The organism is Burkholderia sp. BCC1977, from assembly GCF_905339595.1.
Classification (GTDB): domain Bacteria; phylum Pseudomonadota; class Gammaproteobacteria; order Burkholderiales; family Burkholderiaceae; genus Burkholderia.
The window spans coordinates 12,810-38,745 of the sequence record NZ_CAJPGQ010000041.1 but is presented as its reverse complement, the minus strand read 5'-3'; the positions used below and the strand labels follow the sequence as shown (position 1 = coordinate 38,745).

The window sequence follows — 25,936 nt, the reverse complement described above, 5'->3', positions numbered from 1 at the left end:
CCCGTCAATGCGCGGCCGACGCGCCGGCGTCGGCTACGGCCTGCGTACCGCTGACCGGGCCGGTGCCGGAGCCGGAGCCGGCATCCGCGCGCACGGGCAGCGCCTTCGGTTTCACCTGCGCGCCCGGATAGTAGATCCGCTGCACGCCGTCGACGACCACGCGATCGCCCGACTGCAGCCCCTTCTCGACGATCCGCTCGCCTTCCAGCGCACGGCCGATCGTCACATCGCGACGCAGCGCCTTGTCGCCGGCGCCGATCACGTACACGTACTTGCGGTCCTGGTCGGTGAGCACGGCCTTGTCGTCGACGAGCAGCGCATCCTGGTCGCGACTGCTGACCAGCTGCACGCGCGCATAGAGGCCCGGCGTAAACGTATGGTCCGCGTTCGACAGCCGCACGCGCGCACGGATCGTGCCGGTTTGCGGGTCGAGCCGGTTATCGAGGAAGTCGACGGTACCCGCGTGCGGGAAACCCGTCTCGTTCGCGAGGCCCACCCGCACCTGGTCCGCGCCGATCGCACGATGCTTCGGGTCGGCACGCCGTGCGTTGTAGCGCAGGTAGCTCTGCTCGTCGCAGTCGAAATACACGTAGACGGGGTTCTGCGACACGACGGTCGTCAGCAGCGTGTCGTCCGCACGCGCGAGGTTGCCGGCGGTCGCGATCGCGCGGCCGACACGCCCGGCGATCGGCGCACGCACTTCGGTGAAGCCGAGATTGAGCTTCGCGTCGGCGACGGCCGCGTCGGCTGCCTGCAGGTCGGCGCGCGCCTGCTCGGCAGTCGCACGCGCGTTGTCGAGTTCCTCCTGGGAGGTTGCATGCGCATCGATCAGCGTCTGCACGCGCTTGAGCTGCACGTTCGCGAGGCTCGCGGCCGCGCGCGCCCGCTGCTGCTGCGCGTTCGCGCGGTCGAGCGCGATCCGGTACGGACGCGGATCGATCTCGAACAGCACCGCGCCCTGTGCGACGAGGTCGCCCTCCTTGTATGCGATGCGCTGCAGATAGCCGCTCACGCGCGGCCGCAGCTCGACCGCGTCGACCGCCTCGACGCGTCCGTTGAATTCGTCCGCGAGGCGGATCGTGCGCGGCGCGACGGTCGTCACGCCGACTTCGGGAAGGGGTTGGGCCGGCGATACGCCTTTGCCGTCGTGACAGCCCGACAACGCCAGCAGCAGTGCGCAGGCCGCGCTCAAAGGCGACGTCCTGCGTAGGGATAAGGAGAGCATGATGCCTCGCGACGGGTTAAACTGCCGCGTAGCATAAAAGTTGAAGTTAACTTCAAGTCAAGCTTTCCCGGAGGGCGTCATGGGTATCGACGAAACCCCGCAATGGCCGCTGATGTCGATCCGCGAAGTGGCCGCGCGCAGCGGCGTGCCGGCGTCGACGCTGCGTTTCTACGAGACGCGCGGGCTCATCAAGTCGCACCGCAACGGCTCGAGCCATCGCCACTATTCGCGCGCGGTGCTGCGGCTGATCGCGTTCATCGTGTTCGCGCAGAAGATCGGCTATACGCTCGACGAGATCGCCGAACAGCTCGTGAGCCTGCCGGAAGACACCGCGCCGACCAACAAGGACTGGCAGCGGCTGTCGCGCGGCTGGAAGCAGCGCGTCGCGAGCCGGATCGAGGAGCTGCAGCGGCTCTACATCAACCTCGACGAATGCATCGGTTGCGGCTGCCTGTCGCTGAAGCGCTGCAAGCTGACCAATCCCGAGGACCGCGCGGGGCGCAACGGGCCCGGCGCACGGCGCTGGCTCGGCGATAGGCCGCCCGATCTCGACTGACGCATGCGGCGGCAGCCGGCGCGATGCACGTTGCCGCGCCGGTTTCTCGTGTCATCCGACCCGCCAGCCGCCGTTCACCGCGATCGCCGTGCCCGTGAGGTCGCCCGTCTGCCCGAATGCTGACGGTTGGTGACAATCGCACTCCGGACCCTGATCGGCGTCAGGTCAATCACGCCTGCGCGCAGCGCCGACTTCACGCCGGGCGCGGCGCTCAGACACGCAGGATGCTGAGCGCGACGTCGAGCACGGCCTGCCGGAACGCATCCTGCCGCGTGGGCAGCGACGTGAACTCCAGCATCAGATGGCTGTACGACACCGTCGTACCGACCGCGCTCGCGATCATGAAGAACAGCACGTCCGGATCGACCGGGCGGATCTCGCCGGCCTCGACCGCGTCGGCCAGCAGCGGAAACATCGCGTCGTGATACGGGCGCACGATCCGCTGCTGCAGGCAGTCGAGCCGCGCGCCCTCCTCGGTCGCCGCCGTCGAGAAGAACATGCCGATGTCCGGCTCCTCGAATTCGTGATCGACGCACAGCTCGATCGCGCGCCGCACGCGCTCGCGATGCGGCAATGACGACGTGCGCAGCGCGCGCAACGCATCGAACAGCGGCTCGGCCAGCTCCACGATCTGCTGGACGACGGCCAGCCACAAGGTCTCCTTCGTGCCGAAATGATGGGCGATCAGCGCCGCGTCGATGCCCAGTTCGCGTGCCACCTCGCGCACGCTCGTCGCATCGTAGCCGCGCTTCGCGAACGTGCGGCGCGCGGCCCGCAATATCACGTCCGGTCCGACGGACGCCTCCGCCAGCGGCCGCCCGCGCGTACGCCGTTTCGCCGGCGCGCGCTCAGTGACTTCAGCCACGTTTTCCTGCTCCCGTTGAATGAATCGAATGCCCGTGTTCGGGCCCCGGTTTCGCATCGCTGAAAACCGGGCTGCCTGCCCGGCTCCGTTGACACGCGAAGCCGGGAAGCGCTAGGATCATACCTTATTCATCACGTGATGATTTATTCATGACAACCCCTACCCGCATCGTGATCGTCGGCGGCGGCATCGCCGGATTGCAGCTCGCGACCCGCCTCGGCGAACGTCTCGGCCGCACCGGGCGCGCCCAGGTCACCGTCGTCGACCGCAGCCCGACTCATGTCTGGAAGCCGATGCTGCACACGATCGCGGCCGGCACGCGCGACGTGCAGCAACAGCAGGTGATCTTCCTCGCGCATGCGCGCGATCACGGCTACACGTACCAGCCCGGAGAACTGAAGGGGCTCGATCGCGCGCGCCGCCGCGTGCAGCTCGGCGAGATCCGCTCGCAGGACGGCGAACGGGTGATCGACGCGCGCGAACTCGAATATGACGTGCTGATCCTCGGGCTCGGCAGCCAGGCCAACGATTTCGGCGTGCCGGGCGTGCGCGAGCACTGCTACTTCATCGACAGCCAGCAACAGGCCGAAACCTTCAACGAAGCGCTGCGGATGCGCGTGTTCCGCAGCATCGCGCGCGACGAGCCGTTTCGCGTCGCGATCGTCGGCGCCGGCGCGACGGGCGTGGAGCTGGCGGCGGAACTGAGCCGGCTGCTGGAAGTGGCGCAGGCGTATGGCGATGCGACGGTGCGCGAGCGGCTGCAGCTCACGCTGCTCGAAAGCGGCCCGCGCATCCTCGCCGCGTTTCCGCCGAAGATTTCCGCATCGGCACAGCGCAGGCTCGAGCAGATCGGCTTTCACGTGCTGACGTCGACGCGCGTGACGGCGGCCGATGCGAACGGCTTCCATTACGGCGACGGTTCGTTCGCCGAAGCGGATTTGATGGTGTGGGCCGCCGGCGTGAAGGCGCCCGATTTCATGCAGGCGCTGGGCGGGCTCGATACGAACCGCGCGAACCAGATCCTGGTCGGGCCCACGTTGCAGGCCACGGCCGACGAGCACGTGTTCGCGATCGGCGATTGCGCGAGCCTGCAGCCCGACGGCCACGAACGGCCGCTGCCGCCCACCGCGCAGGTGGCGACCCAGCAGGCCGAGCATCTCGCGAAGCACCTGCCCGCGTGGCTCGACGGCAAGCCGCTGCCGCCGTTCGCGTTCCACGATTTCGGCGCGCTCGTGTCGATCAGCGACTACGACGCGTTCGGCACGCTCGGGCAATTCGGGTTCTTCCGCGGCGGCTTCATCCAGGGGCGCTTCGCGCAATTCAGCCACCTGATGCTGTACCGGCGCCACCAGCAGGCGCTGCACGGATTCTCCAAGGCGACGCTGCTGTGGATCGCCGAACGGATCAACGGCTGCGTTCAGCCGCGCATCCGCCTGTCGTGACGCCGCGGGTCGCGGCATTGCGTAACGTTTCGAAGGAAGCAGAGATGAACAACAGTGCAGCCGCCTGGCTCAGGACCGTCGCCGCGATCGGCAGTTTCGACATGCCGTCCGTCTCATGGGCCGGACCGCGACGGCGCAGCGTCACGCGCGATCGCCTGCCGTCGTGGGACGCGACGAGCCAGCCGACGATCAGCGTGCTCGAGCGGCCCACGGCCGACACCGTGATGATTTCGTGGTGCGACGCATGCACCGGCCACTACGGTTACCAGAAGTGGCGGCTGTTCACGACGCGCAAGCGCGGCGTCTGTGCGCTGTCGGGGCGACCGATCGCCGCCGGCGACAACGTCTATGCGCCGCAATTGCTCGGCTCGACGCCGGGCAACGCCGCCGCGATGGTGCTGGCGGCGTGCATCGACGAGGTGTGTGCCGCTTAAGCGGACGTCGCCCGACCGGCGCCATAGGCCGGATCGCTGTTCTGCCGTTCCAGTTCCGCGTCGAGATGCGCGGCATGCGCGTTCGCTTCGGACTCCGACATCAGCTCGCCTTCCCACTTCGCGACCACCGCGCTGGCGATCGAGTTGCCGACCGCGTTGGTCGCCGAGCGGCCCATGTCGAGGAACGTGTCGACGCCGAGAATCAGCAGCAGCCCGGCTTCCGGAATGTCGAACTGGTGCAGCGTCGCCGCGATCACGACGAGCGATGCGCGCGGCACGCCGGCCATCCCCTTCGACGTCAGCATCAGGACCAGCAGCATCGTGATCTGCGTGCCGAGCGACAGGTGGATGTTGTACGCCTGCGCGATGAACAGCGACGCGAACGTGCAGTACATCATCGAGCCGTCGAGGTTGAACGAATAGCCCATCGGCATCACGAAGCTCGAGATCTTGCGGCGCACGCCGAACCGGTCGAGCGCGTCGAGGATCTTCGGATACGCGGCCTCGGAGCTCGCGGTCGCGAACGACAGCATGAACGCTTCCTTGATCAGCACGAGCAGCTTGAATACGCGGCGGCCGAGGAACAGCAGGCCGGCGCTCACGAGCGTGCTCCACAGCAGGAACAGGCTCACGTAGAAGTCGCCCATGAACACCGCGAACTTCAGCAGGATCGACAGCCCGTTGATCGCGACGGTCGACGCCATCGCCGCCAGCACCGCGAGCGGCGCGAGCTTCATCACGTAGCCGGTGATCTTCAGCATCACGTGCGCCAGCTGGTCGATCGCGGCGACGAGGATCTTGCCGCGCTCGCCGAGCGCCGACAGCGCGACGCCGAAGAACATCGAGAACACGACGATCTGCAGGATCTCGTTGTTCGCCATCGCCTCGGCGATCGACTTCGGCACCATGTGGCTGACGAAATCCTTCAGCGTAAACTTCGATGTCGCGAGATGCGCGGATGCGCCGATGTCCGGCAGCGGCAGGCCGAGGTTCTCGCCGGGGCGCAGCAGGTTCGCCATCAGCAGCCCGAGCAGCAGCGAGATCAGCGACGCGGTGACGAACCAGCCGAACGCCTTCACGAACACGCGCCCCACCGACGATGCGTCGCCCATGTGCGCGATGCCGACAACCAGCGTGGAGAAGACGAGCGGCCCGATCACCATCTTGATCAGCCGCAGGAACACGTCGGACACGAGGGAGATGTAGCCGGCGATCTCGGTCGCCGACTGCTTGTCCGGAAACTGCGTGTAGATCATGTAGCCGATGAAGATGCCGGCCGCCATCGCGAGCAGGATCCAGACTGCCGCAGACATTCGTTTGTTCATAACGGAACTCGACGCACGGTGCAGGAATGAAAGAAGGACATGCGCGCGCCGGTGCCGTGCCACGGTGCGCGTTGCGGGCCGGTCGTGCCCGGCATTCCGGTCACCCGCCACGCTCGATACTGCGGAAGTCCGCGAACGGACGCGCTGGCGCTGCCCCGGTGCTCGCGCGATGGCGAACGCCGGGGCAACCGTTCAGCGTGGTGCGATCAAATCAGATCAGGTCAGTACCCGATCGCCGACCCGGCCGGGCGGCGCGGATCGTTGACGCCGTAGATATAGCCGACGCGCACGTTGCCGGACACCGACGAGTCGTTGCCGGAACTCTGGTGGCTCACCGCCTCGGTGCCGGGCAGGCCGACCATGATCAGCTCGGCGGCGCCCCACGGCGTCTGCTCGACCATCTTGTAGCCCATGTTGCGCAGGATCGCGACCGTGTCCGGCGACAGGCCGCGGGTCTCGTAATAGACCTCGTCCGGCAGCCATTGATGATGGACGCGCGGCGCGCCGACCGCATCCTGCGGCGTCATCCCGTAGTCGATCACGTTCAGCACGGTCTGCAGCGTGATCGTGATGATGCGCGAGCCGCCCGGCGAGCCGACCACCATGAACACCTTGCCGTCCTTCTTCACGATCGTCGGCGCCATCGACGACAGCGGACGCTTGCCCGGCGCGATCGAGTTGCGCGTGCCCTGCACGAGGCCGAACAGGTTCTGCGCGCCGACCTTGACCGTGAAGTCGTCCATCTCGTCGTTCAGGAAGAAGCCCGTGCCCGGCGCGATCACCACGGCGCCGAAGCGGCCGTTGACGGTGTACGTGGTCGACACCGCGTTGCCGTCGCGGTCGATGATCGAGTAGTGGGTCGTCTCCGGCTTCTCGTGCACGCCGACACCCGGCTGCACGTCGACCGATGCCGTCGCCGTCTCGCCGCTGATCTGCTTGCGGATCTCGGCCGCATACTGCTTGCTCGTCAGCTTCGCGACCGGATTGTCGATGAAGTTCGGGTCGCCCAGCAGCGTGTTGCGATCCTCGTACGCGTGGCGCATCGCCTCGGTCATGTAGTGGACCACCGACGCCGACTGGTAGCCGAACTTGCGCAGGTCATACCCTTCGAGGACGTTCAGCGTCTCGCACATCGTCACGCCGCCCGAGCTCGGCGGCGGCGCCGACACGAACTCGTAGCCGCGATACGTGCAGGTCAGCGGCGCCATGTCCTGCGCGCGATACGACGCGAAATCGGCCGCCGTGATCAGCCCGCCGCCGCGCTTCGCGGCCGCTTCGACGATCTTCGGAATCTCGCCGTGATAGAACGCTTCGGGGCCCTGCTCCGCGATGCGCTCGAGCGTGCGCGCCAGGTCCTTCTGCACCAGGCGGTCGCCCGGCTGCAGCGGCGTGCCGTCCGGGCGCAGGAAGATGCGCGCGGATTCCGGGTCCTTCCTGAAGCGGTTGATCGTCGTGTCGAGGATGTCCGTATCGCCGCGCGTCAGCACGAAGCCGTCGCGCGCGAGCCGGATCGCCGGCGCCATCACCTGCCGGCGCGTCAGCTTGCCGTACTTGCGCTGCGCGAGGTCGAGACCCGCGACCGTGCCCGGCACGCCGACCGCGCGATAGCCGTACAGGCTGTCGCCCGGAATGACGTTGCCGTTCGCATCGAGATACATGTTCGCCGACGCCGCGGCCGGCGCCGTCTCGCGGAAATTGATGAAGCGGTCGCGGCCGTCGGCCAGGTGCAGGGTCATGAAGCCGCCGCCGCCGATGTTGCCGCAGCACGGATTGGTCACCGCCTGCGCGTAGCCGACCGCCACGGCGGCGTCCACCGCGTTGCCGCCTTCCTTCAGGATGTCGACGCCGATCTGCGACGCGAAGTGCTGCGACGACACGACCATGCCGTTCTTCGCTTCCACTGCGGGTTCCGAAGCGGCGAGCGCACCTGCGCTCATGGCCGACAACAGGGTGAGTACGACGAGCCGCCTCATGACGGAATCCTCCAGACGAATGACCGGGCGCATGCCGGGATGCGCGGCCCGTCCCGAGGATGAGCCGACGCTGTTGATCCGGCATGTAATGAACAATACATTCCGGCGAGGCCGCGATCATAGCACCGGCATTTTCATCTCAAAACCTAGGGTTATTACTGAATTAATGCGCAAAATCACGCACTGACCGGCTTGGTGGTATGTTCGTTTTATTACACATATGAATGATCGATGCCCGGTGCGATGCGCCCCTCTAATCTGCGGCCGCACGCGGCCCGCGGTGCGTCGATCGGCTAACATGGATGGAGTCCGGCAGACGCATGTCTGCCGTTTGTCATTCAGCTACGCGCAAGCGGGAGTGCCCGATGGGGACAAGCATCAGGGCGTTGCTGCTATCCCAGATGGATAGCTTCACGCCGTCGGAACAGAAGGTCGCGCACGCGCTGCTGGATCGCTATCCGAGCCTCGGGCTCGGGCCGATCGCGAGCTTCGCGAAGCAAGCCGAAGTCAGCGACCCGACCGTGTTTCGCTTCGTCGTGCGGATCGGCTTTCCGAACTACTCGTCGTTCCAGCAGGCGCTGCACGACGAGATCGACACCGCGATGAATTCGCCGCTCGCGCGAATGGATGCGTTCCACTCGGAATCGGGGATGCGCGACAGCCATGCGGCGATCTTCCAGCGGCTTTCGCAATCGCTCGCCACCACGATCGAGGGACTCGACGCGGCGGCATTCGACGCAGCGGTGACGCTGCTGGCCGATCCGGATATTCGCGTGTTCTGCGGCGGCGGGCGTTATACCGCGCCGCTCGCGTCGCTGTTTTCGTTCACGCTCGCGTATGCGCGCCCGCATGTGCAGTATGTCGAGCCGAACGTGAATCTCGCGTCGGTCTCGCTGACGGACATGGGGCCCGGCGACGTGTTGGTCATTTTCGATTTTCGCCGCTATCAGAAGGACAGCATCCGGTTCGCGCAGGCCGCGCACCAGCTCGGCGTGCGCGTGCTGCTGATCACCGACGAATGGCGCTCGCCGATCAGCGCGTTCGCCGGGATCGTGCTGCGGATCCAGGGGCGCCCGTTCGCGATGCTGCAGACCAACGTGCCCGCGCTCGCGCTTGCCGAAGCGCTGGTGATCGGTGTGACGAACCGGCTTCCCGAGCTGGCGCGGCAGCGGATGGAGAAGATCGAGCGGCTCAGTACGGGCGACAGCGAGCAGGAGGCGAATCGGTGGGATTTGCCGGAGTGAGCGGGGGTGACGCAGTACACCGCTGTCTCGATCATCTTCCGCGACTGAACCGAACCAGGGTGGCACGCCTGCGCCTGCCTCGACCGAGCAACGTATCCACATCGCTCGACCATTCTCCTGATCGGTGTCGCGAACGAGACCTCGATATCGACATCGTCGAGATGCATGATTTCCAGGGATCGAATAGCGTCGCACTCGTCCACTTCCAGTGACGAGGTCGATGCGTTGTCATCCCATGGCGCGCCCGGTTCAAGTCTCCCCATCCCGGTCAAATCGTCCCGTCTACAAGCGCGCTCAAGCCACACCATCACCTGACATTCAGTGAAAGCGGAATCACTTTTCCGCATGTTTTTCGCATCATTTCGAGACGATCACTTCAACGCGACGGTTCCTGGCCCGGCCCAAAGCGGTATCGTTGTCCGCCAGCGACTCGGTATCCCCGCGCCCCTCCACGTTGATGCTCGGCACCGGTACGCCAGCCGCGACAAGAATCCGGGCAACATGTCGGGCACGCGCTTCGGAAAGCGCCTGATTGGAAACGTGACGTGCCGAATTGGCCGGCACGCTATCCGCAAATCCGGTCACCCGGACAACCGCGCCTTCGGTCATCGCCGCGATTTCCCGTCCGGCCGAGGCCACGACGGAAGCCCCCCAAGGGGCCGCCGCCGCACCGCCGGGCGCGAACATGCCGCCGAAGCGCAGCGTCAAGGTATTGCGGACAGGATCTCGGATCAGTTCGACATTCCCGGCTGCAACATCGTCACGGAGCCGCTGTTCCAGATTGCGAGCCAGCGAATCGAACGGCGACACGCGTCGCGTCTCTCTCAAACTGGCCCAATGGTCCACCACGGCATATCCCGCGGCACCCGACAGCAACGCAGTGGCGATACCGACAACAGCCCAAATGCGCGACGCCCGGCGCACAACCACGGGACGCACCCACGGATCGACCGTTTGTCGCATTTGCCTGACCGGCCCCCTTACGTGGTTCATGCCCAACCCGCCCGTCACCACCACGTCGTGCATGCGCTCACGAATGACCTGCAAGCGCTTCTGACCTTCACGCGCGAATCGGTAACGCCCGCGAAAGCCAAGATCGAGTATGTTCTGGTACAACTCGATCAGATCGAGGTTCTCGCGCGGGTCGTGTAACGCCTCATCGATCAGTTGGAAAACGCGGTCACCGCCCTGGCGATCGTGACCCATCGCGGTAGCCAGGCCGTTGACTTGCCATTCACTCCCGGTTGCCTGGCCTTTTCCCCAACTCGTCTGCATCGCGGCCTCGTCGAGCGCCGAACACAGGCAATAGCTTGCGCTTCGGATATGCTCCGGCCGAAGGTTGAGTTCACCGCATATTCTCGTGAAGAGCCGGATCTCATGCTCCAACCACTGTCGCCGCCGGGCGACCGAGTCGGCGTCGAGCAATTCGGGCTGATCGGCCAATGCGCGCAGCAGGACGCGTGCTGCTTCGAGCAGCGGGTTGATCGACGCCTCCGCAACCTTGAGCCTGATCGCGACAGACGGTGACGCCAGGACCCCGCCATGGTTTTGCAGATCGGCTGTCAAGCGACTCATCTTGATCGCCCCTCATCGATTCAACGGGAAACGCTTCCGGCACTTATCGGCGACATGCCCTGGGGCAATCCCGGCGGGGGCCCGCTATCCGGCAAATTGAACACTGCCATCGAGGCCGGGCACCGGAACGTCTTCAACACGTCGCTCGTCAACGGATTCGCGACACTGCCGGCGCTCGCGATGTCGAGCACCGCTTCACGACTGTCAAAGCTGAACGCGACGCGTGTGCGGCCCGGCGTGGCCGTTCCGACCACCTGGCCGTTCTGAAGCAGTCTCATCAATGCCCAGGGGCCATCGGTTGAAATCGTCGACGTGTCCGGCCGGATGCGCGGGCTGGCCGTGATCTCGGCATGGACGCCGCCGCGCGGCCCTGGCCACGTCACCGTGAAGGGCGCGACCGGACCGTGCTGGTAAAGCGTCGTCTGCCCGTCGATGTCGAGCGAGAGGCTCATGATCGTCGGCGCGAGCTCCGGAATTCGGATGTCGGCCTTCCACATCATCTGCTTGTGGCCGGGATCGTTGAAGAAAATGTCGCGAATCGCCTTCGCATGCTCGAACGGTTCAAGGTTCGGCCCCTGCACCGGCTCCGTCGCGCCCGGCAGCGTTCGATAGCGCCATGGTTTTGCGGACGTATCGACAAACGGTGCCAGCGTCTTCACGAAGAAATCGTCGATCACACCGCCCTGTGCGAACACGCGCGTGAAGTCGTCGATACCGACGTCGCGCTTGCTGTCGGGCGAGAACGGGTAGTTTCCTTCGATCGTCAGTCGACAGGTGTCGCCAACCACGGCCTGCATCTGGCGCGACAGCAGTTGGCCGATCCCCTGATTGACCTCGCGCGACCCATCGGCGGCGAGCTTGAGCAATATCGCGCGGTACGGCGCAGGCATCGTGTCCGCGGCCATCTTGAGCTTCGCGGCCGTGTCGCTCGCCGGCGGCATGCTGTTGTTCGACAGCGCGTTATCGGCGACAGTCAGCGCCGTGTAATAGTCGTTCAGCAGGTTGGCGATGCCGTCCAGCCCCGTCTTGTCCGCCTGGGCGCCGGCCGCTTGCGCAGCAGGCCGTGCATCCACGCTTCCCGTTACGACCTCGCGCAACGCCGCGAAACGATTGTCGACGAGTTCCCGCTCGACACGCTCCGATGCCCGAATTCCAAGCGCCTTGTCGGCCTTCTGGTTCAGTTGGTCGGCAGCCTTTTGCAGCAGTGAACCGTTCGACGCAACCGCTTGCTGCGTGAGCGTCGTCTCGCGCACCGCGGCGCGGGCAAGACGCGCGAGCGGCGAATCGGGCGCGGCAAAGCTGCGCAGCACCTTCAGATTGAACGCGAGACTCGTGCCGCTCACGGTCCGAATGTCGTCGAGAAACGCCTCCCACTGCTGCGCGTACTCCATCAGGTATTCGCGGCGAACGGCGTCGGTCAACGCATCGTCCGCGCCGGCAGCATGACCGGCAATCTCAGCCGTTTTTTTTTGAGCCTCGCCCAGGTACGAGCGCCCCATCACCCATGCGTCGTCGTCGCGCGCGATCTGCACGAACTCAGGCAGCCGCTTGTCGAACAGGTTCCGGTAGCCGTCGAACGTGAAGAGACCCGACACGCCGCGCGACAACGGTGCGTCGCTCGCGCGCGTGAACACCGTGCCGGCCTGCGGGCCAACCGCGCGCAGCAACGTGAACTCATCGGGCGCCTCCTTGAGCATGGCTGCCTTTGCGCGCTGGTAAAGACGGTCGGTGGCGTTGCTGCCATCGAGAAAGGCACGTGTCTGCTGTACCAGCGCATCGTTGCGGATCAGCGGAGACTGCACGACACGCTCCCCGGAGAAGAGCTGTTGCACGTGGTCGATCATCGACGCCCTTCCGCCAAAAGCCGTCGCGCTGTCGTTCTTCGCCCAGTCGTCGAGCACCCACGCCTTGACGTCGCCTGCCTCGAACTTCGCCTTGTCGTACAGCATCAGGTACACGCGAAGCGCATCGTAGGCGGCCTTCGGATCCTGGTTGGCAATCGCACCGGACATGATGTCTTCCAGACGACGCACGATCTGCGGCAACAGCAGGTTGTCTTCGAGCGCATCGTAGGTGTGACGACTTTCAGTGACAATGTCCGTCGGCGTATAGAGACCATAGCGCCACGCGCTGTCCGGATCGGACAGGTCGAGCCCTGGAAAAGCGGGCAGATAGCGCGCCTCTGTCAGTGTGTCGGGCACGGCTTGCAATTCAGGCGCCTTGTACAACGCGGTGACGCGGGCGGCAAGGGCCTGTACCTTGTGGCCGATCGCGTCGAGATAGTCGCTGTTGTTACCGAAGCTCACGCGCAAACCAATCGCCAGCCACACGAACAACAACAGCGCCAACGCGTGGCCGATCAGGCGCAAGAGCCGGTAGCGATATTCCCAACGCAGGTTGGGACTCACGAGATGCGCTTCGGGGAACACGACACGGGTCAGGAGATCGTGCAGGAAGAACCCCTGGTTACCCTCGGCACGCACCGGTGCGACAGGGGCGTGGTCCTGAGTCGACAAAAGACGTTGAACGACCGTATGGCGTTCCGCCACGATCTCGCCACCCCGTTGCCGGGCACTCGTGAAGTACACGCCGCGCAACGTCGAATGGAGTTGGGTGTCGTCGTAGCGAGAATCGAGGAACACCCGGTCGATCAGGTCGAGCAGCGGTCCGAGCAGCGCGGAAAACGCTTCAGGCATGGCGGCAAGCTTGCGCCGCTTGTCCAGATCGTACTCATCCTGCAGATGCGTATCGACCGAACCCGTGAGCCGTTCCGCCAGTTGGGCGAGCTCGTGGTGACAACGCGCGCGCAACCCGTCCTTCGCAACCGTTTCCTTTCCGTAGGGGAGCGTGAAGCCCCATGCCTGCGCTCGCCCCTCGGACGTGAGCGCCCCGAAATACTCGGCAAAACCCGCGAGGCGGTCCATCTTCGTGACCATCACGTACACGGGGAAGCGTATGCCCAGCCCCTCTCTCAGCTCGGCCAGCCGTGCGCGCAATGCAGCAGCCTCGGCGACGCGCGCCTGTTCGTCCGCGCTTGCCAGCGTCGCGAGATCGACCGTCAGCAAGGCGCCGTTGATCGGCGCGCGAGGCCGGTTCCGGCGCAATATGCCGAGAAACCCGAGCCATTCCGCACGATCGATCTCCTGCGGACGGTCGGGCGCGTCGGAAGGATTCCGAACCACATCGACGCTCGATTTCGAGGCGGCGACCGCTTTCGATTGCCCGGGGGCCTCCTGTTGCGTAGCATCGGCAGAACGTTCCGTGCTCGTCGGGGCGTTGGTGGCATCCTTGCCGGGTGCATCGGCTGGCAGCTCGTTCGCGTCGACGACGAGTGCATCCGCGCCCCCGACCGTCGATGTGCGATGACGCGTGTAGTAGCCGGTCGTGTCGATCAGCACCGCATCGTTCGTCAGCCACCAGTCCACTGCGGCAGCATCCGCAGCAGGTTTACCGGCAGCACGCTGCATCTGCTCGGCAACGGGAAACGCGAGCCCACCGTTCATCAGTACGCTGGTCTTGCCGGACCCTTGCGAACCGAGCGTGATGTACCACGGCAACTCGTACAAATAGCGCTTGCCCTGGAACAGCTTGCCGAGGCCGCGCGCGCCGGTACGCATCGATTTCAGCCGCGCGAGCGCGCTCTTCATGCCTCCTTCAACGTTCCGAAGACGGGAGGCAGCCGGTGAATCGGCTTTCTTCCGGTCCAGACGCAGCATCTTTTTCATGAACGCATCGTCTTCGCGCATTTTCTGCCACAGGCGGAACATTCCGACGACGACGACAATGCCCGCCACCAGTGCGATCGCGGTGAGCCGGGCCGACGCCGATTCAAGCGGTGCCGTGTGACCCAGCGAAAGCAGCGGCCCCGCGTACCAGATCAGCAGGCAAACCAATGCGGCAAATACGATGCTGATCGACCGTCCCACGAGCCAGAGCAACACGCCGGCGAGCAGCAACGCGATCAGCAGCACGCGCATGCCGGCCCCGGCGAGCGGCTTGAGCCCGCCGAATGAGAAAAACGGACCGACGAACCAGATCACCAGTGCGACGACGATCAGTGCGAGGAACGCGAGGAACTGGCGCGAGGCCAGAAACGACAGGAACTGGAACTTCTTCATGTGTTATTCCGGAAACGGATCTGGCTTATCGTGCGACGTCGATCTCGACGCGGCGGTTTTGCGCGCGCCCCTGCGCGGTGCGGTTGTCGCCGATCGGATCGGCATCGCCCTTGCCGACGGCTTCGAGGCGGTTCGCCTGTACCCCCGCGGCTTGCAGCATCTGCATGACCTGGGTGGCCCGCTCTTCCGACAGCGCCTGATTCGACGCGAAATGACGGCTGCGAATCGGTACGTTGTCCGTATAGCCGAGAACCGTGACCTTGCCCGGCACCTTGGCGATCTCGGCCGCGATCTTCGAAATCAGCGGATTCATCGATGCCTGAACCGAAGCGCTACCGGGCCGGAACATCGCGTCGCCGCGGAACGTGACGGCGCTGCGACGAGCGTCTTCTTCGACACTGACGGTGCCGGTCGCGATTTCATCCTTGAGCAACTGCTTGAGGTGCAGTTGCGGCGGCGGTGCAGGCGGCGGCGTCATGCGGGCGATCTCGGCGATCTGCTTCTGGACGTCCGCGCTGCGATTGAACAGTTCGTACTTGAACCACCCGAACAGTCCGAGCAGGACCACCGACAGAACCGTCGCGGTAATCCACACCGGAAAATCGTAGAACGACAGACGCTTGCCTCTTGCGTTGGACTGCCAGTGGGGAGACAGCGTCAGTGGCACGGGTTCGCGTTGAGACGTGATGACGTTGTAGAGCCGCTGGCGAATCGCGTCGTGCTTGCGTGCGCCATCGACTCCACCCCGGTAGCGCCCTTCGAAGCCGAGGCTGAGCGTCCGGTAAATCACTTCGAGCAGGTCTCGATGCTCGTGAGGGTCTTCGAGCAAGCGGCCGATCAGCAGGTAGACCTTGTCGCCGCCCTTGAGGTCGCCGTGGAAAGTGGTCGCAAGACCACCCTTGATCCATTCGAACGCCGACGCACTCTCATCGCCCCATGTCGTTTGCGTCGCTGCTTCGTCGAGCGCGGTACATAGGCAATACCGCGCACCGATCATATGGTCGCGACGAATATTCGCCTGTTCACATAGCTTCTCGAACACGCGCATCTCCTGTTCGAGCAGCATGCGTAGTGGAAGTATCTGCTTTTCTTCAAGATGCTCCGGCATATCCGCCTGGGCGCGCAGGAGTACGCTCGCCGCTTTCAGCAACGGGTTTCGTGCGTTCTGGACCGCCTGCAGTCTTTCCGGAAACGGGATGGCCTTGGCTTCGGCAGCTTCATGCCGGCCATCCGGGGACGGCGCTTTTCCGGTAGCAGGCGCCAGCGTTCCACTTGATTGGGTGCTCATGGAGAAACGTAGATTAATGATAATGCGTACATAGGCATGCAAATCGATTTCACTCAAGAAACCGATAACGTGATGAAGCGACTGACCAACGTGCATCCGCAGCTCGCATGATGGCCTTCAAGAGCAGCCGGCTTTCCATCGACTCGGAAATTTTCATCGCCTTCTGCTATCCGATTCCCACCGTGCTCTACGCAACGAACGAGATCGGATTGACGTGCAATTGCCTTTCCTTCGATGGTGTCCGTCCCGCTTCCCGTTAATACCTCACCGCCGTGAGGTGCCAGCGTGTCACCGACCACAATGATCTGTCTGGACATGTTTTTCTCCACTGAAGCCAATCCGAATCAAGAAACCGATCAATTGCATAGGGGTCAGGAAGGCACCGACACGACATGAAGGCCATGGTTGACGTCTTGCGACACGCGCTCTCGGACTTCAAAGGTGGGCACGGCATCCTTCGCGGACTTTGACGTCACCGCCCTGGCGGCATCGATCAACGTCTTGGCGTCGCCGTCCCATTTCGGTAGTGGTGCTGGGGGTAGCGGAAGAACCTTGTCTAGGTTCGGGAGCTTGAGGTGGCCTTGATAATGCTCGAGCGCATTTCCGACTTCCTTGTATCGTCGAGCACGAGGCTGATCGACATAACCGACCAAATTCTCACCACTAGTCAATCCATATCCGCGAAACTCTGACGCGAGGTTATTCGAGCATTTCGCGCACCCCAATTTCACACCTTCATGAAATTTCCTCAACGCTTGAATTTTCGCCTCAACAGAATAGCCACTTTGCTGATAGAACCCTAACTCATAAGCAGCATTCCCATACCCTTGAGCCATCGCACATTGCAACATCTCTATGGCGATCGAACGATTGCCCCAGAACTCACCATCTGGAGCGTCATAGGTTCCGCCAAGTTTGTCGCCAAGGAATGTCATCGCCGCTGGACTTCCCATGTCCGCCGCGCGCTGGAAAAACGCATACGCACTCGTCGCGTTACCGCCTTTGACCAGCCCCCTCTGGTGGTACACCCCCATCCGGTCGTAGGCATCCGGCACACCCAGCGTCATTGCCTTTTCCACCCAGCGGATCGCCACTTCCGGATTGCGCTCCGGCACACCGGGATAGGGACTCAAAATCAACGCCGTGAGATTGAGCATCGCCTTCCAATGGTTACGTCCCGCCGCTTGCTCGTATAGCTGGTAAATCTTCGCGTAATCGCGCCGCTTGTAGTACACGTCCGGATCGTCCAGTGCTAGTGCTTGCTGGAACCACTGCTCCGCCTGCACATCGATCGCCGGTACGTGTTGATCCTGATATACGCACTTGAATTCCTTGCGGTGCGGATTGAACAGCGGCAGCTTCTCGTAGCGCGGCAGGTCAGACTTGGCGGCGGTCAGCTTGTTGGTCAAGGCAGTCAATGGTCCCGCCTGCACGCTGACCGCACACAGACACAGGCCCATAGCCACGACGCCCAAGCTCCGACCGATCACACTCATTCCTGACTCGCTCACAGCACAATCCTCTCGAAACCGTCGTCCGTTCGTGCATTGGGGCTGCCCATGAAGACCCACTTCACGTGCGCTGGATCAATGTCCAGGTAACGATCAGCCGGTTTCGGAAACGGCTGCCCCTTCAACACGAAGGCTTGTTGGTCCCAGCGGTTGTATAAAACCGTGAGCGGGTGATCCGCTCCAACACGCGCCTCCCAGATACCGTCCGCCGGACACCGTTCCAGTCCGTGACATGAAAGTTTTTCAGGGTGCGCTGCGACCTGCCGAAGAAATCCAGCATCACGCAGTTGCGCCAGAAAGACCGATCGGCCCGGCGGCACTGGTCGCGATTCGCCCAAGTAATGCCATTGCACCTGCTCGGCTTCCAGCCAGTTCACGAGCGGCGGATCGAAACGTTCTCCAGCCCGATAGCGTTCCGGATGGCCATGGCGAGCCAATTCCAGTTGATCTTTGCGCATGGTCGACAAACCGTAAAGCGCGAGCCAGTAGCCACTTTCTGGCACCATCTTGTCGCCGCTCACGGCATAGGGACTTTGCTCAAGTGGCAAGACACCCTGCCCCTCGGGAATACGCGCTCGACCTTCGAGTTTGGATGCCGAGTCTTTCTTTGGAGGCTGTGACACCGCCTTGGCGGCATCGATCAACGTCTTGGCGTCGCCGTCCCATTTCGGCAGCGGTGTCGGGGGGAGCGGCAGAACCTTGTCCAGGTTTGGAAGCTTGAGACGGTCCCGATAATGCTCCAAGACTCGGGCAATCTTGCTATACCGTTCGGCACGAGCTCGATCGATATAACCGACAAGATTGCTACCGTCGGTCAAGTCGAATCCATCGAATTCGGTAAAGATATTGCTAGCACATTTGGAACTCCCAAGCCTGACCCCCTCTTGCAGCACCTCTAGCGCTCGTCGCTTCGCTGGTGGCGTTCCCGGTCGGGCATAGATGTAGCTGAGTTTGTTCGCGGCATCACCATACCCTTGCGCCAAAGCGCACTCGAGCATCTGTGTCGCAACCGTTACATTCCCCCAGAACTCGCCACCCGGATCATCATATGTCCCTGCTAGCTTACTCGCGAGAAACGTCATAGCCGACGGACTTCCCATGTCCGCCGCGCGCTGGAAAAACGCATACGCGCTCGTCGCGTTGCCGCCTTTGACCAGTCCCCTCTGGTGGTACACACCCATCCGGTCATAGGCATCCGGCACACCCAGCGTCATCGCCTTTTCCACCCAGCGGATCGCCACTTCCGGATTGCGCTCCGGCACACCGGGATAGGGACTCAAAATCAACGCCGTGAGATTGAGCATCGCCTTCCAATGGTTACGTCCTGCCGCTTGCTCGTATAGCTGGTAAATCTTCGCGTAATCGCGCCGCTTGTAGTACACGTCCGGATCGTCTAATGCCAATGCTTGCTGAAACCACTGCTCCGCCTGCACATCGATCGGCGGTACGTGTTGATCCTGATACACGCACTTGAATTCCTTGCGGTGCGGATTGAACAGCGGCAGCTTCTCGTAGCGCGGCAGGTCAGACATGGCAGTGGTCAGTTTATTTGTTAAGGTTGTCAATGGCCCCGCCTGCACGTTGATAGTATGCAAGAACAGAGTGGCGCAAAGGAAACGTAGAAGGCCAGTCGCAACAGTCATTAGCATCTCCACTCACACAGTCACTGTTCCATCATCTGACGGAACAGTGACTCGAGCGTGCATGGTTGTTGTAGCTCGATAATCTTCAAATGGCAGTAAAAAGCCATTCATCTGCTTTTCAGACTCTCTCAGATCGGCATTTTTTTCCATTTTTTTATTCCACTTATCGAATACTTCTGACGCTAAATCTCTCTTTCCCGTCCCACTTATCTCCCCCCCCGAATGCAACCTAAACACCCGCTCACGCAACTCCGCAGCCCACTCCTCCCCAGTCGCAGAAATATTGATCTCGCTATCCACCGACATACTGCGCTGATTCAGGTTCGCGCTACCAAGCGTCACAAATACATCGTCGATCAGCATCAGTTTGGAGTGGATATAAATCTCCCGATACGCCATCTTCCCTCCCACCACCCCGCTCGTGCGCAATCGCGCCACGCTCACTTTCAGACCGAGTGTTTGCTCCAGATCCTCCACGCCCGGACGATCGAGCACCTTGTGCCTAGCCTTGACCTTTAGCGGATTGCCGTGTTCATCCTTCAAATTGAGGTCATACTCGACGTACTTCGCGCTCTTATATTTCTGACTCATCTTTCCGGAATCCACCAGGTCGGCTTGATTCGGCATCGTTTCGGCATGGCCGAACTCCGTCAGCGTGTCGAAGGTACGCGGCACCATTCCATCGTCTTCGGGATGTGGAATGACAATGAATAGATGGAGCCTCGGAACTTCGGCAATCGGCTTCTTGGAGAGTCGATCCCAGGCATCACAAAACTTTTCCCGCTGCTCCTTCAAATGGCGCGCGAATTCCGGATAGTAGAAGTACTGATTTTCGATATATATGTAGTTGCGCGCGTAGCTGGTCGCCTGAAAATACAGTTCCTTGATGCTCTTGTCCCGCTCGTGCGGCTGAGTCCGCACGATCTGCACTGCCTGCTTTGGATTTTTCGGCAATGTGGGTATCCGAGGCGGCAGTTCTGCCAGTTCCTTCGTCTTCCAGGATTTTGGGGCGAACACGTTCCAGCCTTGCTCAAAATTCTGATGCAGACGTTTGAGTGCCGGCCCCACCACCCTGCAAGCGTAATCCTGCAGCGGCCTCGCCTGCTTGTATTGCCCCGTGCCAGTTCGCTTTCCTGGATTCTGCGTATCTTTTGCCTGCTTCTGCTCGGCAGTGACTTTACCGTCCGACCAAGCCTCGCGTAGCGCGTCATCGATCTGGTGATTTTCGCAGTCCCAATAGTCAGTCACAGAATTGAGGCCCATGACATAGCCAATCGCATGGCGTCCCCCGTCATACGCATAGTCGATCAGTATCGGCTTCTGATGATGCGTCGGAAAATTCCAGAGCAGCCCCGCCTCGTCGACCGGGTTGTACCATTCGAACGCGGGCGGATCCTCCTCCTTCGGCTCCTGGTCGATCAAGGCCTTGACATCGGATCTGTCGATGCTTCGCAAGACGATCTGCAGATTCGAATTCTTTACGTTGGCCCTCTGCAATGAAGGAAGATGATCCTGCCACCACTTCACGCAGTAATCGTGGCGGGCATGATCGGCGTATGGCGATCCAAGCGGCCCGTATTTCGCATCGGTGTAACCGGGCATGTTGTTCTGTTTGGTCGACGCCAGCGAGTCGTACCAAATCAGTAAGCGAACACGAACGGGATTCCGCGCTCGAGTGGTGATTTCGTGCAGCAGCTCACCGTAGGTTTGTCCACGCTTCCACTTCCCCCCGGAACGAACCAACTCCATTCCCGGATCGAACCCCCAGCAGACAAGGTCCACGGTCGCCTTGGCAGCGCGAATATCCTTCTCGATTTCCTTGAAGCCTTCCTGCCCGCAGACGAAGAACCGCAGCTCGTTGCCGTAGGTAATCGGATTCTTCTCGCGCTTTTCCAGCATCCATTGCACAGCGCCTTGCGCCCTGCGCCCGGCCTCGTCGATCGCGATATCAACAGGATTGTGTGTCTTGATGTCGTCAGCCATGTTGTTGTCCCGTAGCGTTTCGAGCACGCGTTACAAGCGTTCGCCACGATTCGAGCGCAGTTCGGCATGCTCCGGATCGTGATTGAGCGCGTCGCGCACCTTGAGATTGAACTCACCGCCGTTGCTGAGCTTGACTCGATACGCGCTTGTTCCCGGCTGATGATTCGTCACGATTACGCGCCCGAATTCGTCGGTTACGCCTTCCCCGATCTTCGCGTTGCCCTTGAACAATTCGTACGGTTCGTCCACGTACCTGCTCGCCGCTCCCGGCAGCGCGCCTAGTGTGAAATGCAGGTTTTCCGGCAATTCGGGGGCGTCGAGCACGAGCGGGTTGCTCTTGTTGTCCGGGCCGGTGAAGATGCGGCCGGCCGAATGCACTTCGAATTTTCCGTTTGTGCCACTCCTGATCTCCCCGGCACGCCAGCGCGTGTAGCTGCCGCCGCCGCTAATTTCCACCTCCTGCTGTGCGCTGATGCGAATCCGGTCGGCAACGACCGTCACATTGAGTTTCGCGAGCAGGTTGATACTGTCCTTCAGCGCTTTCAGATCGATGTCGCCCGCTGCGGCCACCAAGCGCATACCGGCCTGATAGACAAAAAGCCGTAGTGCCTTTCGCATGCTCACGAACAAGCCACCGCCCGTGCCGATCGACATGTCGGTGCCGACAGTCACCGCCGCGGCACGTCCACTGCTCAAATGGAGCTGCTCCGGCGTACTTGCAACAATGCCGGTTGGGCTGGCGAGTACAAGCTGAGGATCCCGGAATTGCTTCAGCTTGCCATCGCCACGAATAGCCTGAGCCTGCGCTTTCAATGAAGTGGCAATATTCGTTTGCTCTCCGTCGTTCGCATGAGCGGACTGAGCAGCCTGCGCAAGCCCCTCCGCAAGCTCCTGAGATTCGGCAAGTTGCGCATCGATCTCGTCGACACTGAACGCGTCGCCATTGGCGGCCGGTCGACTAAAGGTTGTGAGCAGCAACCCTTCCGCCCCCCGAACCGCAGCCTTGCCATCGGTGCGCAGTTCAGCCCCCCGACCACGCTCATCCTGCCGCCCCGCATTCCCCGCAATACGCGTGATGTACCCCAGATTCAACTGCGAACAACCTTCATCACTCGACAGATGCGCCTGGATCTTTCCGTTCGTATCGTCGAAGGCCAGCGTATTCGCCCGCCGCGCACCCACCTCCTTGCTGCGATAACCGGCGAGTGTCTGGTTCTCCGGCAACGCGAACGGCGGCATGTTGAACGCATTCACCGCGCTGCCCACGACGATCGGCAAGTCCGGATCGCCATTGACAAACGCGACCTCGACCTCATGCCCCCGGCGCGGAAGAAAGACGCCGCCGAACTGATCGCCGTGCCACGCACCGGCAACGCGCACCCAGCAGCTGGAGCGCTCGTCGTTCTTTCCCAGCCGGTCCCATAGAAACTGCAGCTTCACCCGGCCGTATGCGTCGGTCCAGATTTCCTGCCCCTCGGGACACGTCACGACGGCATACTCGACGCCGGTCATGCGCGGCTTCGCAATCGTGCGCGCGAGCCGAAACGGTTCATTGGTCGGTTGCACCGTGAAGTCCGCTTCGCAACGATACTGTTGGCCGGACCCTGATGCTTCGCCAATCTCTTCGATCACGAGCCTGCAGGCAAGCACGGCATATTCGCGATTCGCCGCGTCCTGCGGGTAGTGCGCCAGCACGAACGTCTGCCCGGTGACGATGCCACGCAGGTTGCCCTTGCCGCGAGCCCTCAATCCCTGGCACCGCCAGGCCTGCATCTGCACCAGCGTCAGGTATTCCGCTTCCGTGCGCGGCTCGTTGTGAGCGCCGGAGAGTCCGGCCGCACCCGCTTGCGGCTGTGCGTAATCGCCCCACGAATAGCGCTCCTGATGGGCAAGACCCGTTTCGCGAGGATCCTCGCGCGTCACGGTCAAATTCGCTCGCGGCAACGTATAGTCGTAGTCGACAGTCGTCACCGCGCCCGTCGTTAGCGCATGCGACACCGAGAAATCGTGGATATGCTCCTCGTCGATCCGTCGACTGGTCGGCGGTTCGTAGCGAAGCTCGGCATAGGCATCGCCGAGCGGCTTCAGTGCCCCCATCGAATCGCAAAGCACGAGTCGATGCTTGCCGTCGCCATGTTCGAAGAAGTAGTAGATGCCCCACTCTTCCCACAAACGCTGCAGGAAGGTCCAGTCGCTTTCGAAATGCTGGCGTTGAATGTCCCGCTTGGGCCATACCTTGTTCGGTCGAGGCGTCGTCAGTCGCTTTTCGATCGGGAACGGATAAACCGACAGCACGGCATCCGTGATCTCGACAACGGACATGTCCTGGAAAATGCGGCAGTCGCAATTCTTGGTCGCATGCCAGAGCCACGGCCGCAGCGTAAGCGCATAGACGATCGAACGGCCGTCTTCACGTACGATCGTCGCCTGGCTGACAACGCCGGTGATTTCGCGCGTGCCGGCGCCGATATTGGCCATTCCGGCAGCACCGGCGAGACCTGGAATGAAATGTCCGCTGCCCTCGAGCTGGATCGATACGGTCACTTCCGTGCCGATCAGCGCGTCAAGCTCGACGTTCGCCGCGATGCTCTGCGAAAACCCGAGCGCGTCCGGTGTCTTCAGCTCCAGGACGTACTCGAACAATTCGCCAATCGTCTCGCCGCCCGTGAACTTCACCGGCGTCAGAATCGACTGACCACCGTACATCGGCACGGCCGCGCCGGAAACCGACAACGTTCGTGGTGCGTCAAACAAAGCCATTCCGATATCTCCGTTGAATCGATCGAATCACCGACGGTCGGCGGTTCCCGGTCCGTTCGTCCTCATTCCGCTTACGTGCGCACGCCCCAAAGCTCAAGTTTGAGCGACGGAAACTCCCCCGCCACATGCAACGCAATCCCACCGTGACGCACCACCTCCTCCCACAGCGCCCCGCCCTGCGTCAGCTCGTAATAGATATATCCCGCGTTGAACGGAATCTGCCGCGGCGGCACCGGGAGTACCTGCATGCCGATGCCCGGCAAATGACTGCGCACCAGGCTCGGCAGTTTCTCCGAAGGCCCGGCCTTCGCCTGCGCGAGAAACTGCTGTCGCAACAGATCGGGCGGCATCGCCGCATGCACGGCCAGCACCAGCGAAGCGAAACCCTGCATATCCACCGGATCGACCACCGCATTGCACATGCCGTGCCCCTGATCCTCGAGCGCGATGCTCTGCGCGCTCCGTACGAGCACGGCATTGAGCAGCCGATGCGCGTCGTCGACCACCGGCTTCAGGCAAAGATGCGGCGTCGTATGTCGATAAGGCGGATGTGTATCGAGCGGACGGCGCGTGCCCGTACGCAGATGGGTCGACAGCTCCCCTGCCATCGCGATCAGCAGCGTGTACACATCGGCAGGCGACGTGGTCGGCACACGCAGCATGTGCTGCAGCAATGGCTCGTACCGGTTCAGGATCTGCAACAGCAGGTAATCCGTGACCGTCGCCGCGCTCGCGGTCGTGTCGTCGGTGCCGGCCAGCCGTTGCGACAGCGCATTCGCACGCAGGTGAGCGAGATCGTGGATCTTCGTGACCCAGCTCGTCAGCAGATCGCTCGCGCCATAGCCGGACACGGGCGGCACGATGGTGTCGTCCAGCTCGATGCTGCCATCCGCGCGGATGGTCTTCACACGCGTCAGCGCAAGGCCGATCCAGGCATCGCCCAGCTCCTTCTCAGGCACAAGGCGCAACCGCAGGTTCGACAGCTGCACGGATTCGGGCGCCAGGCCTACCGAATTCGAATCGCGCAGCTCGGTATCGAACACCTGGTAGCGCGCCATCGAATCCGCCGTGTTCTCGAACGTCGTTTCCTCGCAGTTCGGCAAGCGCACCGGCACGGCCAGATAGATCACCTGATCGAGGTGCTCGGGCCGGATCGTCAACGGCGGCGGCAGCGGCGTATTGCCCGGCGCATCGAACGGCGTGCCGTCGGCAAACACGCCGGCCGCCGACTTGACGATCACTTTCCCGAACGCGAGCGACTCCAGATCGAGCCCGTAATGCACGAAACCGAAGAAAAACGGCGACAGCGGCGCCGCGCGCATGTGGGCGTACTTTTCGAAGTAGCGTTCTTGTTGCTGGAACAGTTGCGGTCTGAAAAACAGCCCTTCCTGCCAGGCGACCTTGGCGTACCAGCTCATGCGTATCGTCCGTTTCGTTGCGCGACGTGTTTCATTTCTTCGTTTCCTCGATCTTGACGGCCTTGGCCTCGAGATCGACAGTCAGTTTCAGCTTCGGTGTGAAAAATCGATACCACGCCTTGTCGGGCGCGGCGGGCATCGTGTAGACCAATCGCCACACCGCATTCGGCAGGTCGCGATAGGCCGCGATCACGCCGATGGCGGTGGTTTCCGGATCGGGTCGCCGGACGACTTTCCGATGCTCGCCGGGTCGCAACTGGAACACGTCCCGCTTGACGACGTCGTCGGCCAGCAGCGTCTTCTCCTGCTTCTCCAACGTGAAGAAATCCGCCGCCTCGAATGCGTTGTCGTTCTTCAGTTCGTAGATGCGCACCACGATCGGCGCCGCGCGCCCGCGATCGTCCGGATTGACATCGGATGCCGCCTTGACGGCCAGTTCAAGCCGAACCGGCTCCTTCGGCTTCGGTTCGCCGCTCGCACAGGCCGAAAGCAGCACGACGGCGGCGAACGAAGCGGCAGTCAGAATCGAACGCATGCAGAATTCACCTCGATGAAGCGCGAATAAGCACCGCGCGC

The 25,936-nt window shown here is 62.6% G+C and carries 19 protein-coding genes; 5 read left to right on the top strand and 14 right to left on the bottom strand.

Annotation, left to right across the window (positions count from 1 at the left end; all coding sequences use genetic code 11):
* Nucleotides 1-4 precede the first annotated feature (4 nt).
* The gene (locus U5771_RS27295; protein WP_322026856.1) at nt 5-1,225 is read right to left on the bottom strand and encodes an efflux RND transporter periplasmic adaptor subunit; all 1,221 of its coding nucleotides are present in this window, start codon (nt 1,223-1,225) and stop codon (nt 5-7) included.
* A 79-nt stretch (nt 1,226-1,304) separates the two neighbouring features.
* Between U5771_RS27295 and soxR the strand changes: the two genes are divergently transcribed.
* Nucleotides 1,305-1,781, top strand: coding sequence for a redox-sensitive transcriptional activator SoxR (gene soxR, locus U5771_RS27290; RefSeq protein WP_322026855.1), 477 nt, complete (start codon nt 1,305-1,307; stop codon nt 1,779-1,781).
* A 211-nt stretch (nt 1,782-1,992) separates the two neighbouring features.
* Here soxR and U5771_RS27285 read toward each other — a convergent pair whose 3' ends face one another.
* Nucleotides 1,993-2,646, bottom strand: a complete 654-nt coding sequence (locus U5771_RS27285) for a TetR/AcrR family transcriptional regulator (protein WP_322026854.1) — start codon at nt 2,644-2,646, stop codon at nt 1,993-1,995.
* A 149-nt stretch (nt 2,647-2,795) separates the two neighbouring features.
* Between U5771_RS27285 and U5771_RS27280 the strand changes: the two genes are divergently transcribed.
* Both U5771_RS27280 and U5771_RS27275 read left to right on the top strand, forming a co-directional pair.
* Entirely contained in the window at nt 2,796-4,088 is a 1,293-nt protein-coding gene (locus tag U5771_RS27280; RefSeq protein WP_322026853.1) for an NAD(P)/FAD-dependent oxidoreductase, read from the top strand.
* 44 nt (nt 4,089-4,132) lie between these two features.
* On the top strand, nt 4,133-4,522 hold the full coding sequence (locus tag U5771_RS27275) for a DUF3331 domain-containing protein (protein WP_322026852.1): 390 nt from the start codon (nt 4,133-4,135) through the stop codon (nt 4,520-4,522).
* Here the strand turns inward: U5771_RS27275 and U5771_RS27270 are convergent.
* Both U5771_RS27270 and ggt read right to left on the bottom strand, forming a co-directional pair.
* Entirely contained in the window at nt 4,519-5,847 is a 1,329-nt protein-coding gene (locus U5771_RS27270) for a dicarboxylate/amino acid:cation symporter (protein ID WP_322026851.1), read from the bottom strand. The genes U5771_RS27275 and U5771_RS27270 overlap by 4 nt on opposite strands.
* Nucleotides 5,848-6,068: 221 nt before the next feature.
* Nucleotides 6,069-7,820, bottom strand: a complete 1,752-nt coding sequence (gene ggt / locus U5771_RS27265; RefSeq protein WP_322026850.1) for a gamma-glutamyltransferase — start codon at nt 7,818-7,820, stop codon at nt 6,069-6,071.
* Here ggt and U5771_RS27260 point away from each other — a divergent pair.
* Nucleotides 7,819-8,007 (top strand): hypothetical protein, encoded by a 189-nt coding sequence (locus U5771_RS27260; RefSeq protein WP_322026849.1) that lies wholly within the window; start codon nt 7,819-7,821, stop codon nt 8,005-8,007. The two genes, ggt and U5771_RS27260, sit on opposite strands and share 2 nt — an antisense overlap.
* Before the next feature lie 178 nt (nt 8,008-8,185).
* Nucleotides 8,186-9,064: a MurR/RpiR family transcriptional regulator gene (locus U5771_RS27255; RefSeq protein WP_322026848.1), complete on the top strand. Its 879-nt coding sequence runs from the start codon at nt 8,186-8,188 to the stop codon at nt 9,062-9,064.
* Between the two features lie 357 nt (nt 9,065-9,421).
* Here the strand turns inward: U5771_RS27255 and icmH are convergent, their stop codons facing one another.
* The 10 genes from icmH to tssJ all read right to left on the bottom strand — a co-directional run bounded on the left by icmH (nt 9,422) and on the right by tssJ (nt 25,895).
* The gene (icmH, locus tag U5771_RS27250) at nt 9,422-10,639 is read right to left on the bottom strand and encodes a type IVB secretion system protein IcmH/DotU (protein WP_322026847.1); all 1,218 of its coding nucleotides are present in this window, start codon (nt 10,637-10,639) and stop codon (nt 9,422-9,424) included.
* 20 nt (nt 10,640-10,659) lie between these two features.
* Complete coding sequence (tssM, locus tag U5771_RS27245; RefSeq protein WP_322026846.1) at nt 10,660-14,757, bottom strand: type VI secretion system membrane subunit TssM; 4,098 nt, start codon at nt 14,755-14,757, stop codon at nt 10,660-10,662.
* Between the two features lie 25 nt (nt 14,758-14,782).
* Complete coding sequence (tssL, locus tag U5771_RS27240; protein WP_415859436.1) at nt 14,783-16,045, bottom strand: type VI secretion system protein TssL, long form; 1,263 nt, start codon at nt 16,043-16,045, stop codon at nt 14,783-14,785.
* A gap of 53 nt (nt 16,046-16,098) precedes the next feature.
* Nucleotides 16,099-16,362 (bottom strand): PAAR domain-containing protein, encoded by a 264-nt coding sequence (locus tag U5771_RS27235; protein WP_322026844.1) that lies wholly within the window; start codon nt 16,360-16,362, stop codon nt 16,099-16,101.
* 54 nt (nt 16,363-16,416) lie between these two features.
* A complete protein-coding gene (locus U5771_RS27230) occupies nt 16,417-17,541 on the bottom strand; it encodes a DUF6396 domain-containing protein (protein ID WP_322026843.1) in 1,125 nt (374 codons plus the stop codon).
* A gap of 11 nt (nt 17,542-17,552) precedes the next feature.
* Nucleotides 17,553-19,199, bottom strand: coding sequence for a tetratricopeptide repeat protein (locus tag U5771_RS27225; RefSeq protein ID WP_322026842.1), 1,647 nt, complete (start codon nt 19,197-19,199; stop codon nt 17,553-17,555).
* A gap of 12 nt (nt 19,200-19,211) precedes the next feature.
* The gene (locus U5771_RS27220) at nt 19,212-21,182 is read right to left on the bottom strand and encodes a phospholipase D-like domain-containing protein (protein WP_322026841.1); all 1,971 of its coding nucleotides are present in this window, start codon (nt 21,180-21,182) and stop codon (nt 19,212-19,214) included.
* Nucleotides 21,183-21,212: 30 nt separating this feature from the next.
* Nucleotides 21,213-23,942, bottom strand: a complete 2,730-nt coding sequence (locus tag U5771_RS27215; protein ID WP_322026840.1) for a type VI secretion system Vgr family protein — start codon at nt 23,940-23,942, stop codon at nt 21,213-21,215.
* 71 nt (nt 23,943-24,013) lie between these two features.
* The gene (tssK, locus tag U5771_RS27210) at nt 24,014-25,360 is read right to left on the bottom strand and encodes a type VI secretion system baseplate subunit TssK (RefSeq protein ID WP_322026839.1); all 1,347 of its coding nucleotides are present in this window, start codon (nt 25,358-25,360) and stop codon (nt 24,014-24,016) included.
* Nucleotides 25,361-25,391: 31 nt separating this feature from the next.
* On the bottom strand, nt 25,392-25,895 hold the full coding sequence (gene tssJ / locus U5771_RS27205; RefSeq protein WP_322026890.1) for a type VI secretion system lipoprotein TssJ: 504 nt from the start codon (nt 25,893-25,895) through the stop codon (nt 25,392-25,394).
* Nucleotides 25,896-25,936: the final 41 nt, after the last annotated feature.

Excerpts from the sequence above, each read along its gene's own strand:
- tssL (WP_415859436.1), bottom strand. The coding sequence starts at position 16,045 with ATGAGCACCCAATCAAGTGGAACGCTGGCGCCTGCTACCGGAAAAGCG.
- tssJ (WP_322026890.1), bottom strand. The coding sequence starts at position 25,895 with ATGCGTTCGATTCTGACTGCCGCTTCGTTCGCCGCCGTCGTGCTGCTT.
- U5771_RS27220 (WP_322026841.1), bottom strand. The coding sequence starts at position 21,182 with ATGGCTGACGACATCAAGACACACAATCCTGTTGATATCGCGATCGAC.
- U5771_RS27280 (WP_322026853.1), top strand. The coding sequence starts at position 2,796 with ATGACAACCCCTACCCGCATCGTGATCGTCGGCGGCGGCATCGCCGGA.
- U5771_RS27215 (WP_322026840.1), bottom strand. The coding sequence starts at position 23,942 with ATGGCTTTGTTTGACGCACCACGAACGTTGTCGGTTTCCGGCGCGGCC.
- U5771_RS27275 (WP_322026852.1), top strand. The coding sequence starts at position 4,133 with ATGAACAACAGTGCAGCCGCCTGGCTCAGGACCGTCGCCGCGATCGGC.
- ggt (WP_322026850.1), bottom strand. The coding sequence starts at position 7,820 with ATGAGGCGGCTCGTCGTACTCACCCTGTTGTCGGCCATGAGCGCAGGT.
- U5771_RS27230 (WP_322026843.1), bottom strand. The coding sequence starts at position 17,541 with ATGAGTGTGATCGGTCGGAGCTTGGGCGTCGTGGCTATGGGCCTGTGT.
- U5771_RS27295 (WP_322026856.1), bottom strand. The coding sequence starts at position 1,225 with ATGCTCTCCTTATCCCTACGCAGGACGTCGCCTTTGAGCGCGGCCTGC.
- tssM (WP_322026846.1), bottom strand. The coding sequence starts at position 14,757 with ATGAAGAAGTTCCAGTTCCTGTCGTTTCTGGCCTCGCGCCAGTTCCTC.
- icmH (WP_322026847.1), bottom strand. The coding sequence starts at position 10,639 with ATGAGTCGCTTGACAGCCGATCTGCAAAACCATGGCGGGGTCCTGGCG.
- tssK (WP_322026839.1), bottom strand. The coding sequence starts at position 25,360 with ATGAGCTGGTACGCCAAGGTCGCCTGGCAGGAAGGGCTGTTTTTCAGA.
- U5771_RS27255 (WP_322026848.1), top strand. The coding sequence starts at position 8,186 with ATGGGGACAAGCATCAGGGCGTTGCTGCTATCCCAGATGGATAGCTTC.
- U5771_RS27270 (WP_322026851.1), bottom strand. The coding sequence starts at position 5,847 with ATGAACAAACGAATGTCTGCGGCAGTCTGGATCCTGCTCGCGATGGCG.
- soxR (WP_322026855.1), top strand. The coding sequence starts at position 1,305 with ATGGGTATCGACGAAACCCCGCAATGGCCGCTGATGTCGATCCGCGAA.
- U5771_RS27225 (WP_322026842.1), bottom strand. The coding sequence starts at position 19,199 with ATGACTGTTGCGACTGGCCTTCTACGTTTCCTTTGCGCCACTCTGTTC.
- U5771_RS27235 (WP_322026844.1), bottom strand. The coding sequence starts at position 16,362 with ATGTCCAGACAGATCATTGTGGTCGGTGACACGCTGGCACCTCACGGC.
- U5771_RS27260 (WP_322026849.1), top strand. The coding sequence starts at position 7,819 with ATGACGGAATCCTCCAGACGAATGACCGGGCGCATGCCGGGATGCGCG.